The sequence below is a fragment of the Arcticibacter eurypsychrophilus genome (genome assembly GCF_001730525.1).
GTDB classification, from domain to species: Bacteria; Bacteroidota; Bacteroidia; order Sphingobacteriales; family Sphingobacteriaceae; genus Arcticibacter; species Arcticibacter eurypsychrophilus.
The window spans coordinates 36891-50984 of the sequence record NZ_MDFN01000011.1; the positions used below are offsets into that span (position 1 = coordinate 36891).

General features: G+C 37.3%; 11 protein-coding genes. 3 read left to right on the top strand and 8 right to left on the bottom strand.

Annotated elements, in window-relative coordinates:
* Positions 1-269: 269 nt before the first annotated feature.
* From BFL47_RS07555 to BFL47_RS07570, 4 genes are all read right to left on the bottom strand, one after another.
* Positions 270-1004 carry a pyridoxine 5'-phosphate synthase gene (locus BFL47_RS07555; RefSeq protein WP_069659199.1) on the bottom strand — a complete coding sequence of 245 codons (735 nt, stop codon included), beginning with the start codon at positions 1002-1004 and terminating at the stop codon, positions 270-272.
* 60 nt (positions 1005-1064) lie between these two features.
* Positions 1065-2381 carry an adenosylhomocysteinase gene (ahcY, locus tag BFL47_RS07560; RefSeq protein WP_069659200.1) on the bottom strand — a complete coding sequence of 439 codons (1317 nt, stop codon included), beginning with the start codon at positions 2379-2381 and terminating at the stop codon, positions 1065-1067.
* A gap of 198 nt (positions 2382-2579) precedes the next feature.
* Positions 2580-6842, bottom strand: coding sequence for a hybrid sensor histidine kinase/response regulator (locus tag BFL47_RS07565; RefSeq protein ID WP_083257065.1), 4263 nt, complete (start codon positions 6840-6842; stop codon positions 2580-2582).
* A gap of 96 nt (positions 6843-6938) precedes the next feature.
* The gene (locus tag BFL47_RS07570) at positions 6939-8171 is read right to left on the bottom strand and encodes an oligogalacturonate lyase family protein (protein WP_069659202.1); all 1233 of its coding nucleotides are present in this window, start codon (positions 8169-8171) and stop codon (positions 6939-6941) included.
* A gap of 583 nt (positions 8172-8754) precedes the next feature.
* On the opposite strand from BFL47_RS07570, the gene BFL47_RS07575 reads away from it, so the two are divergent.
* Both BFL47_RS07575 and BFL47_RS07580 read left to right on the top strand, forming a co-directional pair.
* Entirely contained in the window at positions 8755-9768 is a 1014-nt protein-coding gene (locus BFL47_RS07575; RefSeq protein ID WP_069659203.1) for a DNA/RNA non-specific endonuclease, read from the top strand.
* Positions 9769-9880: 112 nt separating this feature from the next.
* Entirely contained in the window at positions 9881-10291 is a 411-nt protein-coding gene (locus tag BFL47_RS07580) for a BrxA/BrxB family bacilliredoxin (protein WP_069659204.1), read from the top strand.
* A gap of 126 nt (positions 10292-10417) precedes the next feature.
* Here the strand turns inward: BFL47_RS07580 and BFL47_RS07585 are convergent, their stop codons facing one another.
* The 4 genes from BFL47_RS07585 to folP all read right to left on the bottom strand — a co-directional run bounded on the left by BFL47_RS07585 (position 10418) and on the right by folP (position 12731).
* Positions 10418-10720 (bottom strand): type II toxin-antitoxin system RelE/ParE family toxin, encoded by a 303-nt coding sequence (locus BFL47_RS07585; protein WP_069659205.1) that lies wholly within the window; start codon positions 10718-10720, stop codon positions 10418-10420.
* Positions 10720-10944 carry a hypothetical protein gene (locus BFL47_RS07590; RefSeq protein WP_069659206.1) on the bottom strand — a complete coding sequence of 75 codons (225 nt, stop codon included), beginning with the start codon at positions 10942-10944 and terminating at the stop codon, positions 10720-10722. The genes BFL47_RS07585 and BFL47_RS07590 overlap by 1 nt, the downstream gene beginning before the upstream one ends.
* A gap of 48 nt (positions 10945-10992) precedes the next feature.
* Positions 10993-11784, bottom strand: a complete 792-nt coding sequence (cdaA, locus tag BFL47_RS07595) for a diadenylate cyclase CdaA (protein WP_069659207.1) — start codon at positions 11782-11784, stop codon at positions 10993-10995.
* 89 nt (positions 11785-11873) lie between these two features.
* Complete coding sequence (folP, locus tag BFL47_RS07600; protein WP_069659208.1) at positions 11874-12731, bottom strand: dihydropteroate synthase; 858 nt, start codon at positions 12729-12731, stop codon at positions 11874-11876.
* Positions 12732-12911: 180 nt separating this feature from the next.
* Between folP and BFL47_RS07605 the strand changes: the two genes are divergently transcribed.
* Complete coding sequence (locus BFL47_RS07605; RefSeq protein WP_069659209.1) at positions 12912-14093, top strand: BT_3928 family protein; 1182 nt, start codon at positions 12912-12914, stop codon at positions 14091-14093.
* The last annotated feature ends 1 nt before the right edge of the window (position 14094 follow it).

The following is a 14094-nucleotide window of genomic DNA, read 5'->3' on the forward strand; positions in this document are numbered from 1 at the left end:
AAATGGCGTGAATTAAGAGATAGGATGGGTTTTATAAGAGGGAGGAAGAATTTTTACCATCAACAGAATATATTCCTAATTAATGCAGTCACACATTATTATATTATATAAAAATCAAAAGAAAGGAAACAATAATAGGTTCATAAAGACTTATAAAGACTATTCTTTGGTGAGAATCAGAATGGATTATCCTGAAATAACTCTTGATTAAAGAAGAATATTATAATTAACTAAAATTTTACGTATAAATACGCTTTAAAACGACCCGTTTACCCCTTCAATTGATCTAAATATCGTTGAATGGTAACTTCAAGTCCCAAATACAGTGCATCACATATCAGTGCGTGACCGATGCTCACTTCAAGTAATCCGGGGATATTTTGAGCAAAATAGCGTAGGTTTTGCAAATCGAGATCATGACCAGCATTTAAACCCAGAGAAGCTTGTTGAGCCACTTTAGCAGCCTGAAGATAAGGCGTAATAGCCAATTCCTTGTTTAGGCGATAGTTGCTGGCATAAGATTCAGTATATAACTCAATCCGGTCCGTTCCTGTTGTTGCAGCCGCTTCTACCATTCTAGGATCAGGATCGACAAAAAGAGATACACGAATACCCGCATCCTGAAACACTGCAACAATATCTTTCAGATAATCCTGATTTTTAATCGTATCCCATCCATGATTGGAAGTAATCTGTCCCAACGCATCAGGAACCAGTGTCACCTGAGTAGGCTTATTAGCCAATACCAACTGAATAAACTTCTCTTCCTGACAGTTGCCTTCGATGTTAAATTCGGTAGCAATAGCCGCTTTTAAATCAAAAACATCCTGATACCGGATATGCCGTTCATCAGGCCTTGGGTGAACAGTGATGCCCTCTGCACCAAAAGATTCACAATTCAAGGCAGTCTGAACAAGATCGGGGTTATTGCCACCTCTCGAATTACGCAGCGTTGCGATCTTATTAACGTTTATAGAAAGTTTGGTATGTGGAAACTCAGCCATAAGTAAGAGTAAAGATGCTTACCAGAAGTAAGCATCTTTTTGAAAATTAAAAACAGACAATTAGTATCTGTATGTTTCTGCTTTATAAGGACCATCAACAGTAACGCCGATATATTCAGCTTGTTCCTGATCCAGTACATCCAATTCAACACCAATCTTAGCCAGGTGAAGACGGGCAACTTTCTCATCTAAATACTTAGGCAAGGTATAAACCTTGTTTTCATATGCAGCAGTGTTTGTCCACAATTCAAGCTGAGCCAGTGTCTGATTAGTAAAAGAATTTGACATTACGAAAGAAGGATGACCAGTTGCACAACCCAGGTTTACAAGGCGACCTTCAGCAAGAACAATCACATCTTTACCATCAATTGTATACTTATCAACCTGAGGTTTGATTTCAATTTTAGAATCGCCATAGTTACCATTTAACCAAGCCATGTCGATTTCATTATCAAAGTGACCAATGTTACAAACAATCGCTTTGTCCTTTAACGATCTGAAATGCTCAGCACGAACGATATTGCAATTTCCAGTACAAGTAACTACAATATCAGCTTCTTTAACTGCAGTGCTGAATTTCTTTACTTCAAAACCTTCCATCGCAGCCTGAAGCGCACATATAGGGTCAATTTCAGTAACAATTACACGAACACCAGCGCTACGTAAAGACTCAGCAGAACCCTTACCTACATCACCGTAACCAGCAACAACAGCCACTTTACCAGCCATCATTACATCAGTAGCACGACGAATCGCGTCAACTAATGACTCACGGCAACCGTATTTATTATCAAACTTTGATTTAGTAACAGAATCATTTACATTGATAGCAGGAATATGTAAAGTGCCATTTTTCATGCGCTCGTATAAACGATGAACACCGGTAGTGGTTTCTTCAGACAATCCCTTAATTTCAGGAATCAACTCAGGGAACTTATCAAATACCATATTGGTCAAATCACCACCATCATCTAAAATCAATGTTAGCGGTTTACGATCTTCACCAAAATGAAGCGTTTGCTCAATACACCATTCAAATTCTTCCTCATTCATACCCTTCCAGGCATAAACAGCAACACCTGTAGCAGCAATAGCAGCAGCAGCATGATCCTGAGTGGAGAAAATGTTACATGATGACCAGGTTACTTCAGCACCCAGGGCAGTTAACGTTTCAATTAAAACAGCAGTTTGGATCGTCATATGAAGACATCCCGCAATACGAGCACCTTTCAATGGCTGTGTTGGACCAAACTCTGCACGAAGTGACATTAAACCAGGCATTTCAGCCTCAGCCAATCCGATTTCTTTTCTTCCCCATTCTGCAAGGGTAATGTCCTTAACTTTATAAGGAACGTAAGTTGTCTCTACTGATGACATAGTGATTTTGTTAATTATTTGATTATTAGTGATTTAAAGTAAGTTATAAATGGTAGGCGCAAATGATTACACAGGCATTATCAAAACTTCCTCTTATTTCGCATCAAAAATAAGCAATACTTTGACTAATTTCAAAGGGTATTAATGGTATGACTATCTTGTGATAATGGCATTTGAGTGATATGTTATACTCAATACTCATAGTTGATACTTTATCTGATTTTTCAGATACAACTCTTCTAACCAAAAGGTTAACAGTTTAAGATCGATTGGCTTTGACATATAACCATCCATACCCGCCTTAAAGCAAATGTCTTTATCCTCTGTAAGGGCATTTGCGGTCATCGCTAAAATCATAGGTTTAGTGCCGTAAGTCGTTCGGATTAACTTTGTAGCTTCTAAACCATCAAGATTTGGCATTTGGATATCCATTAAAATGAGGTCATACTTTTTTGACTCCATCATGCTTAATACTTCCTTGCCATCGTTTGCCAGATCAGGTTGATAACCTAGTTTGCTCAAAACCCTGATAATGAGTACTTGATTTATGATATTGTCTTCAGCTACAAGTATTTGAAAAGGATAATTTAAAGCAAACCCTTTGGATAAAAGAGCTTTTTTCGTTTCAGTGATTAATACACTTTCTTTTTTTAATACTGACTCAATTACATTAAATAAATGCTGTTGCTTAACAGGCTTTATCAGTATGGATTCAAATAGATCCGGAAGCATCTTTCTGCTTTCATTGCAAACCGAGGTCATTAAAATTAAAGGACTAAAATTTTGTATAGCTCTGATATTAGCACCTAGTGTAGCACCATCCATACCCGGCATTTCCATATCTGCAATGATCAAATCGAAGACTCTCCCATTTGATAAAAATTCTAGTGCCTCCTTGCCTGAAGTTGCAGCGGTGGTGATCAATTTCCAATTATTCAATTGAGAATTCAGTATTCTTAAGTTGGTTAAATTGTCGTCAATAATAAGAGCTCTTTTTCCTTCAAAGACAGCCAGATCTGGGAAGAGATTAGGAGATGTTAAATCAGAGCCTATTTGACATTTAATATTAAAAGTGAATGTACTGCCAACATCCTGTATGCTTTTCACCTCAATATCACCCCCCATTAACTTTACCAAACGCTCGCTGATCACCAGTCCCAATCCACTGCCTCCGTATCTTCGCGTTATGGATGAGTCGATTTGGTTGAATGCTTTAAATAAATTAACAAGCTGGTCCGCCCGTATTCCTATCCCCGTATCTCTTATCTCAAATCGTACATTTAATGTATGATCATATAAAGTAAATCCGGATACATCAAGAAATACCTCACCAACAGAGGTAAACTTAACCGCATTGCCAACCAAATTAATCAAAATCTGGCGAAGTCTGGAGCCGTCAGTAAATAGAAATCTGGGAATAGTATCATCTATATGATAGACCAGATCGGTTCCGGTTTGTGCTGTTTTAGATGCAAAAAGATCAAATACCTCTTCAATACATTTTCTCAATTCAACATCATGATTATCCAGCTCGATTTTTCCTGATTCAATTTTGGAAAAATCTAATATGTCATTTATCACAGTTAGTAATGAAACGCCACTAGTTAATATGGCTTCTGTATATTCTCGTTGTTCAATCCCAAGTTCCGTTTCAGAAAGAAGCGATGCCATTCCAAGCACACCGTTCATTGGTGTACGTATTTCATGACTCATAGTAGCAAGAAAGGTGCTTTTAGCCATATTCGCCTTTTCTGCTTCAAATTTAGCACTTTCAGCTTCCAGTCTTGCCCTTTGTTCCTTTTCCTTTTGGTTAAATAATTCCTCAGACTGTAATTTTAACTCCTCTGATTGGGCCTGATACTCCTCAGACTGAACTTGCAGTTCTTCATTCAGGTCTTGAAGATAGCTGGCCTGATTACTTATTTGTTCAGTGCGATCTAAAACTTGTATTTCCAGCTCTTTCTTTTGTTTTTTAATTAAATAAATTTTTAACTGGTATAAGATATAGAATGCACTAAAAGCCAGAATGATAACTAGTGCTCGAAACCACCATGTCATCCAATACGGAGGGGTAATGATTACTCGAACTGAGGTAGCGTTTTTACTCCATACGCCATCATTGTTTGAAGCTTTGACCCAAAAAGTATAAGTCCCCGGATCAAGATTTGTGTATGTAGTACTTCTTTTGTTTTTATTATACCTCCATTCTGTATCAAAACCCTCAAGCTTATAGGCATATTCGTTTTCTTGAGATACCGTATAATCCAGAGCAGCAAATTCAAAAGAGAAAACAGACTGAGAATGATCCAAAATTATTTCTTTTGTAGTTAAAATACTTTGTATTACCGGAGAGTTTTTCAGATGTATCTGAACCTGTTTGTTGAATAATTCAAATCCGGTTATCCTTACAATGGGTTTATTGTAATTAAACTTTAAGTGCGTTGGGTTAACAATATTCAATCCGTCAATACTACCAAATGCAATATTACCATTAGGCAGTTTAACTCCACTTCCTAGATTAAATTCCATGTTTTTGATCCCATTGTGCTCATTAAAGTTTCTGTATAATTTCTTTACCGGATCAAATCGTGTTATTCCTTTCAATGAGCTCAACCATAAAAAACCCTGAGCATCTTCTGCAATATAGTTTACGGTATTATTTATTAACCCATTTTCCTCTGTATAGGCTGACATCTTTCTCGTTTTTAAATTAAAACGGTTAAGACCACCTTCCATCGTTCCAATCCACATGTTTCCCTTCTTATCTTCATGGAAATCGCTGATAACATCACTACTAAGGGCACTGTTTTTAGAACTTATCCGGAGGAACTTTGCCTTTACAGGATCATAAATACTTACTCCATGCGAGTATCCGCCCATCCATATTTTACCATTTACGTCTTCATACAGAGCTTCTACCGAATTGTCGCTAATAGTGTTTGGGTTTTTAGGATCATTAGTAAATTTTTTAAATGTTTTTGTTGCAGGGTTAAATACGTTTACGCCACCTCCGCCAGTTGCGATCCAAATATTGCCAAGATGGTCCTCCATTAATGAATAAATAGCATTACTGTTCATATCAGTCGTTTTTATACCTGAAGTATAATGAGTAAAGACCCCCGTTTTAGGATTGAAGCAGTCTAGTCCATTACTGTAGGTTCCGATCCAGACCGCACTATTTTTCCTGTTTATTAATATTGAAGAAGTATAGTTACTTGTTAAGCTTGTATTTGCGTTGGAGTGATGAGTATAAGATGTAGTAGAACCAGTTGTCGGGTCAAAATAGTCCATTCCGGCATCTGTAGCTAAATAAAGTTTCCCTTTATTATCGGCCGCAATACCTCTAATGATGTTTTTAGCAGAAGGATAGTCTTTTTTTGAGGCTTTGAAAGAAGGAAATATATTTAGTGCTTTATCATACTTTAAAATACCTTGGCTTGAAGTGCCTAACCATAAGTTATTGTATCTATCATTCAAAAGTGAATAAATTCCATCATTGGGCATGTCATCATTGTGTGATGTTTCATTGATTGCTATAAATGCCTTTGTTTTTATATCAAACAACTGTAGCGTAGTGTTGGTACCCACCCAAAGATGTCCGGCCTTATCGCTTGAAAGAGCGTAAATTGGATTATATCCAGTTGCAGTGAATTTATCAATCTCATTAGTATAGCTCTGGAATGAATTATTGGTCCTATTAAAAAGATTTAAACCTTTCCTTGTTGCAATCCAGAGATTGTGATTTTCATCTTCAGTAATTGCATAAACAAAATCATCGTTTATACTTCTTTTATTTTCGTCATTATGAGTGAAATGCCTGAAAGTATGGTCGGCATCATTATAAAGATCTAAACCCTTAGTAGTCCCTACCCATAATTTATGCGATCTGTCTTCAAATATGGAGTAAATGTCAGAGTTGCTTAAACTAGTAAGATCGCCTGGATTATGAAAGAACTGTTTAAATGTATTCGTTTTACTATCAAGAAGATTTAATCCGTTTTCAGTGCCAACCCATATGTTTCCTTTTGAATCATTAAGAAGAAAATTGACCGTATTATTAGAAAGAGAATTTGGATTGTCAATGTCAGCTTTAAAATTGATAAAATGATCTTTTTCTCTGTTATACTTACTTAAACCGCCTAATCTTGTTCCAATCCATAAATTGCCTTTAATATCTTCACAAATCGCTAAAATATTATTTGCAGTTATACTTTTAGGGTTTTTTGATAGGTGCTTATAAGTCGTAAAATTATAACCATCAAACTTGTTTAACCCATCCTGTGTTCCAAACCACATAAAACCAAATCTATCCATCAGCATACACTGTATACTGTTTTGAGAAATGTTGTTAGAGCTTTTAAGCCTGGTAAATTGTGGACCAGTGTCTTGAGCAAATAAAAATGCAACCTGACTAACTAGTATTAAGAATACTAATATTAAAACGTTTCTGAAATATTGCATTATTTAACCATATGCTGTAGGTTAGTACTCCCCTAAGGAGGGTGAATTATATCGCGTAAAGATACACAATACATAATTCATAAATCACAGGTTAATCTATTCGCTCTTAGCAATCTCTACAGCATAGGTTTGCTTGTTCCCTTCAAAGTTTCCACCAAAAATTATCCATTTACCATCAGGAGAAAAATGTACATTCGGTTCCAGACCCCTGTAATTATGATCTTTCATATTGACAAGGCGCTCTGATCTGAAATGATTCTCCTCTGGATAAAAGGCATAGATCCACATTCCGTTTTTCGCTTTCGCAACCTGAGTAGAATCACCGCCATCGCCAGCAAACATGTTCTTATCCGGATATACAGCAAAATGAATTGACCACTCATCAGCAGTCATTTCATAACTAGCCATTTCCTTTCCCGTGTTCACATCCGCACCAGCAAGATAAAAAGTCTTACCTCTTGGTTTTTGAAGATCAAACCAAATCACTTTTCCGTCAGGTTGAAAAAACTCATGTCCGGCTATCTCCATAGGCATGGTACGTTTATGCATCAATGTAGTTTCTTCCGTTTTGATTTTGTACCTCCAAATACGGTCTACTTTATCCCATGGCCCTTCATGGCAAAACATCAGTATGTTTGGATCAGTCGGCGAAAACTGAATATGTCCTAGCCAATTGTTCTCTTCATGAATCACTTTGAACTTGCCGGTTTTAATATCAACCGTAAAAATGCTGTTCAATAAATGAGCATCGTAAATCCGATTAAAGAATTGACTCTTTAATGGGTATTGTTGAAGTATTTTAGCCTGCTCAGGACTCGAATAACTTCCAGCAAATAACGTAGCATCCGCATTGATTGTAGCTATAGCACCTTTAGTTCCAGCAGGAAAAACATATAAAAGTCTGGTTTTCTTCGAGTCAATGTTCGTAGCATAGATGCTGTCCGCAGTCTGGTATATAATTTCACGCGTTTTAGGTGAAGTCATGGAAAGCATTTTCTTTTGAGAAACTCCACTAGTAACTTGCTCTATGCCCTTATCCTTCAAGTTAAGTGTAAAAACCTGGTTATGCAGCCCATCGGTATCCGAAAATACCATTTTGTCTCCTTCATTCTCCTTTTCCTTTAAGAAAGGATTATTATGGAAATACCAGTTATTAATAGGACCCGTTTTACCAGATAAGCGAACTATTTTGTGACCTGTATCCTTATCAATCCATTCGGCAGGCATTGGCTTTTGAGAGCCGGTAACTAACACTTGTTGGGCAAGTAATTTACTATTGATCATCAAGAGGAAACATCCTGATAGAATCATTGATCTGCTAAGTTTCATATTATTTATGGCCGTAAAATTGGTGCTTCAATTTTACTGTTTCTCTAACAGAACTTTTGTAACGTTTGTATGGAGATAGGGAGTTCTTACAAATACTAACTTTGCATACCATTTACGATATAATTAAATTAATCGGTAAATGGTATGCAGAGCCTTAATTCAAATTTGTATCAGGCCGAACATTTCTGTCCATTTCTACAATCCCGATACAATAATTCCGTTATGTGCCAAACCAAAAATGGGTTACTTTTTCATCCCTATTGAATCCGGCACCTGCGTTATAGACGACTCTACCCGCTCCTGATTCAAAACTTATTACTAAGCTGCTTCCAATTCAAACCCTGATTCAAATCCCAAAAGATGAATTGCAGCATTTAAATCTTTCTGTTAACCAAATGTAGAATGTCCTTAAAGAAGAAGTGATTCTCCAGTCCAATCTTCTTAACTCTTCTCAATGAAGTATCATTTTGTCTTTTTTAATGCGAATTAGCCGACGGATAAAATCAATCTTTAATTCGCTACATTCGTCTGTGGATATTTAAGCGAGAAATAAGCTTTTATTTATCCGCCAGGCCATAATGCAATGAAAAAATTCTATACCTTACTTTGTGCTATACTTATCACAAGCATTGTTACCTATTCAAAATCAGAGCGAATTGATCCGGCTGCACGAAAAACAGTTATTTCTGAAGTTAACTCGTTAAAACTTCCCAAGATTAACCGGCTTGATATTGGTAAGTCAGCACCAATCAGAAAACTTGAAATCCCCAGATTAAAACTAAATCAATATGTGATTACACATGCCGCCTATTCACTCTCTTATAATGAGCCAAACGAACAAGCAAATTGGGTGGCATATGAATTGACCAGTAAAGAAACTAACTCCACATTTAAACGAACAAACAAATTTAGCATTGATTTACTCGTTAAAACTGGGTCAGCAGATAATCAGGATTATGCAGAAAGCGGATATGATAGGGGACATCTAGCTCCTGCTGGTGATATGGGTTGGTCATCTACGGCTATGAAGGAATCGTTTTATTACAGTAACATGTCTCCACAGAACCCTAGTTTCAATAGAGGTGTTTGGAAGCGGGCAGAAGAATTAGTAAGGAGCTGGGCCACTGATTACAAATCTGTTTATATTGTTACCGGACCCATATTAACCAAAGGTCTTTCTACTATCGGTTACAATAAGGTGGCAGTTCCAAAGTATTTTTATAAAGTAATCCTTGATAACAATGCCCCTGGCATTAAGGGAATAGGATTCATTATTCCCAACACCGGATCAAACGAGTCATTGCTAAATTTTGCAGTAAGCATTGACCAGGTAGAAAGAATTACAGGAATTGACTTTTTTCCATTACTGCCTGATAAGCAAGAAAATCTGATTGAAAGTAGCTTGAATACTACAGCCTGGATTTGGAAAAGTTCCCCATCAAGTAGTAAGAGTAAGTCTGTTAGCAAGCGAAGAGTCAGTTCACTAAAATATAATCGAACTACTACTTATGTTCAGTGCTCCGGGACCACCAAAAAGGGTTTACGCTGTGGGAATAAAACAAAAAATGCAAGCGGTAGATGTTACCTGCACCAGTGAGATCATTAATTAAACAACACGATCCTTCCACTAATCCTCTTAAAATGTGACAAATTATTGATCTGCTTTAATTTAGAAGCGTTATTTTTGTAAATCAATAATTTTTAATAATATGTATCCAGAATATTTAGTTGCCCCAATGAGGGAAGATCTTACAGTAGCTGGTTTTCAGGATTTAAAATCAGCTGACGAAGTTGCTGCTGCAATTGAGTCTGAAGGGACTGTATTAGTTGTTGTGAATTCTGTTTGTGGATGTGCTGCTGCTAATGCGCGCCCTGCTGCCAAGCTTGCCGCCGGAAGTGCCAAACATCCTGATAAATTGGTAACAGTTTTTGCAGGCGTTGAAAAAGAAGCAGTTGATAAAGCTAGAGCATACATGTTGCCTTACCCATCATCTTCTCCTTCTTTAGCCCTTTTTAAAGATGGTAAATTGGTTCACATGATTGAACGTCATCAAATTGAAGGACGTCCAGCTCAAATGATCGCTGATAATCTTATCGGTGCGTTCGAACAGTACTGCTAAAAATATAAAGAGGCTTACTTGTAGGTCCTTCTTTTAATCATTAAATCCTCAAAATTTAAGCTGATCAAAGGTTTACATTTTGGGGATTTGTTGTTTTTAAAAAAGAATATCCGGATATTGATCGAGTTAAAGAAAACGCCTATTTTTCTTCAAGCTCTGTCTATTATCAATAAAAGTTACTATCTCCAGAGTGTTTTTTCTAGGCTTAACCCGATAAACCACAGAAATGTGGGGAATGATTAAACCAATGTGAGTATATTTCGTTTTGAAAGTTCTGCGAGCAATAAAAGGCTCACTGCTTAAAATATCCAAATATTGAAAGACCCTGGCAATAAACTTATCGACCTCATTCTGAGTCCAATTGTCTTTAAGATAATCAATGTTTCTCTGAAAAGTTTCACCTGCTTTTTCAGACCAGATAATCGTCATTACTTGTAGCCAAATCTTTTCTTTGCATCTTCATGACTGAAAACAGCACCTTTATCTAACTGAGCTAATCCTTCTGTCACATCGTTTTGTTGAGCCTTACTCAAGTCATCGAACCAATCCATGTCTCTGCTGCTTATCAACATCTTTATATCATTAATAAGGGTGACATCATCAGAATTGATAATATGCTGCAGTACATTTAGTTTTTCTCCCTGTATATTCATATAAGTAAATTTAACGAAATCTAAATAGAAACGAAAAAAACCAAACAATTATATATCCCTAATCAACAACTTCTCCAAATCCTCATACGTCACATCCATTCTTACCCTGCCTTGTTTCGCATAAGCAAGCTGCCCAGTCTCTTCCGAAACAATCACAGCCACCGCGTCGCTCAGTTCCGTAATTCCAATTCCTGCCCGATGCCTTAACCCATACTGAGCCGGCAGCTTAATATTATCACTCACCGGAAGAATACAGCTGGCACATTTAATCTTCCCCTCCGAAATAACCATCGCTCCATCATGCAGCGGACTATTCTTCTTAAAGATCGATTCAATGAGCCGTTTAGAAATAAACCCATCAATCGCCTCTCCCGTATTCTGATAAAACTGATCATCGAAATATTTAGCGAATACAATCAGCGCACCCGTGCGACTATGTTGCATCGTTTTGCAGGCCTCAATAATATGTTTTATCGATGGGATATTAATATTCTCAGCCTCTTTATTTCCGGGAATAAACGTCTCCCAGATCTTATTTCGATGTAAAGCCGCATTTTTTCCAATTAACAAGAGGAATCGCCTGATCTCTTGCTGGAAAACAATGATCAGCGCCAGAAAACCCACACTCACAAATCCCCCCAGTATATTACTCAGCAAACGCATATGCAGCTGCTCCGTAACAATATATACGAGGTATATAATGATCAGTCCCAAAACAATATTTACCGCTATTGTACCTCTTATCAGATTGTACAGATAATAAATAATGATTGCAACCAGTATAATATCGACGATATCAAGAAAGCGCAAGTGTAAAAAACTAAGATCAAAGCGGTCCATTTATAAATACTTAGGGTCCGGATACAGGATATTTCCGGACGGTTGTGTTGAACCCGAATATAGGAAATTTGTATAAGAAACAGATAAAATTAATGTTTTAAGCAACCTGTCAATTTTACTGCTTCAACGGCTTCCTTCACATCATGCACCCGCAAAATCTTAGCTCCTTTCATCAGCGCAATGGTATTAAGCACGGTCGTTCCGTTCAAAGCTTCTTCCGTAGAAATATCCAGCGTTTTCCAGATTGTCCTTTTTCTTGATAATCCAACCAAGATAGGTAGGCCGGTCAGTTTAAACCGATCCAGCTGCTTTAGTAATTCAAAGTTCTGTTCAATGGTCTTTGCAAAGCCGAAACCCGGATCAAGAATGACATCATGGACATGAAGTTCGCTCAACTTTTCCATTTTAGCAGAAAAATATGCAAGTATTTCCGCGAACATATCTTCATAGTTCGTCAGTTTATTCATGGTCTGTGGAGTGCCCCGCATATGCATTAAAATGTAAGGAACCTGTAGCTTTGCCACCGTTTCAAACATCAGAGGATCAAGTTCTCCCCCTGAAATGTCGTTGATTATGTTCGCTCCAGCTTCAATAGATGCCTTGGCAACGGATGACCGGAAGGTATCAATGGATAATATAGCGTCTGGGAATTCAGAGGTAATTGCCTCAATAACAGGAATTAAACGTTTAGTTTCTTCTTCTTCGGATACTTCCACTGCTCCAGGACGAGAGGAGTAGGCCCCAAGGTCCAGCAAGTCTGCCCCCTCGGACAGTAATTGCTCGGTACGGATTAATGCTCGCTCAACTGTTTGCACCCGACTGTCGCCAAAGAAGGAATCTGGCGTAATGTTCAGGATGCCCATTACTTTAGGGATTGTAAAATCTATGAGACTCCCGCCTGCATTAATGGTATTCTTTTGATGAAAAAATGTACTTTTATCGCTCATTATAAATACAAATTAAAGATTAATTCATTAATTATATGTGTTGGAATAAAATACGTTTAAAGGATAAGATTTAATTTCCTAAAAGTGCAGCTATTTTTCTCAGGTAATAAACGGGATATTATAGCTCATCCTAAATCTTTAAATTACGTAAAAGCAACGAATTAATTAATATACATACTCATGTTAAGATCAAATACACGTCCCGATTATTTATTATGGTTTTCCAGAATCTTTGTAGGAGTGCTTTTTATTTTCTCCGGACTAGTTAAAGCAAATGATCCACTCGGCTTTGCCTATAAGCTGGAGGAATATTTCGAAGTTTTCCACACTACATTTCTTAACGACTATGCCGTAGCCCTTTCTATTTCCATTTGCGCATTGGAAATTATTCTAGGAGTTGCCCTACTCGTTGGTTACCGGGCATTACAAATTAGTTGGGGATTGCTGTTGCTGATCGTGTTTTTTACATTTCTTACCTTCTGGTCCGCCGCTTTCGATGTCGTTAAAACCTGCGGTTGTTTTGGAGATGCCATTCCTTTAACGCCATGGCAATCTTTTTCCAAAGACCTGATCCTGCTCACCCTGATCCTGGTTATTTTCTATAAAAGGAAAATGATTAATCCAATCACAAAATCACACAGGTCAATGCATATTTTAATAGCCGTAGCCGTACTATTCTCCTTTGGCTTTGGATTGTTTACCTACAATTATCTTCCTGTTGTAGATTTTCTTCCCTATAACATCGGCGCTAACCTTCCTAATAATATGCGGACACCCTCTTCAGCACCTAAAGATGAATACGTCATTACCTATCAGCTTAAAAATAGAAAAAGTGGCGATACACAGCAAATGACTGATAAGGAGTACCTGAAAACAGAAATATGGAAGGACGACAATTGGGCAATCATCGGCGAACCGGAAAATAAACTGGTTAAAAAGGGATATGAACCGAAGATTCGCGATCTTATGATTACCGACAGTCAGGGGACCAACTATACCTCCGAAATAATTGAAAATCCCTATTATAATCTGATCATTGTAGCCTATAACCTGGACAATGCCAATGAAAAGGGCATAGGCGATTTAAATGCCATAGCTAGAAATTCTGCGGAAAATTATAACATCCGAACTGTTTTACTCACCTCAAATACGAAAGAATCCACCGATCAGTATATCAAAAAACATAAGCTCATCATGGAAACCTTTAATGCAGATGCTGTTCCCTTGAAAAGTATGGTTCGCTCCAATCCAGGTTTGCTCTTGCTCAAAAATGGCGTAGTGATCAATAAATGGCATTTCCACACCTTGCCTTCATACGAGGAGCTCGAATCAAAGTATTTCAGAGATAGTAATTTAAAGTAAA

What these genes read in the sequence shown, in the direction of transcription:
- BFL47_RS07555 (WP_069659199.1), bottom strand. Translation starts at nt 1,004, where the DNA reads ATGGCTGAGTTTCCACATACCAAACTTTCTATAAACGTTAATAAGATC.
- ahcY (WP_069659200.1), bottom strand. Translation starts at nt 2,381, where the DNA reads ATGTCATCAGTAGAGACAACTTACGTTCCTTATAAAGTTAAGGACATT.
- BFL47_RS07565 (WP_083257065.1), bottom strand. Translation starts at nt 6,842, where the DNA reads ATGCAATATTTCAGAAACGTTTTAATATTAGTATTCTTAATACTAGTT.
- BFL47_RS07570 (WP_069659202.1), bottom strand. Translation starts at nt 8,171, where the DNA reads ATGAAACTTAGCAGATCAATGATTCTATCAGGATGTTTCCTCTTGATG.
- BFL47_RS07575 (WP_069659203.1), top strand. Translation starts at nt 8,755, where the DNA reads ATGAAAAAATTCTATACCTTACTTTGTGCTATACTTATCACAAGCATT.
- BFL47_RS07580 (WP_069659204.1), top strand. Translation starts at nt 9,881, where the DNA reads ATGTATCCAGAATATTTAGTTGCCCCAATGAGGGAAGATCTTACAGTA.
- BFL47_RS07585 (WP_069659205.1), bottom strand. Translation starts at nt 10,720, where the DNA reads ATGACGATTATCTGGTCTGAAAAAGCAGGTGAAACTTTTCAGAGAAAC.
- BFL47_RS07590 (WP_069659206.1), bottom strand. Translation starts at nt 10,944, where the DNA reads ATGAATATACAGGGAGAAAAACTAAATGTACTGCAGCATATTATCAAT.
- cdaA (WP_069659207.1), bottom strand. Translation starts at nt 11,784, where the DNA reads ATGGACCGCTTTGATCTTAGTTTTTTACACTTGCGCTTTCTTGATATC.
- folP (WP_069659208.1), bottom strand. Translation starts at nt 12,731, where the DNA reads ATGAGCGATAAAAGTACATTTTTTCATCAAAAGAATACCATTAATGCA.
- BFL47_RS07605 (WP_069659209.1), top strand. Translation starts at nt 12,912, where the DNA reads ATGTTAAGATCAAATACACGTCCCGATTATTTATTATGGTTTTCCAGA.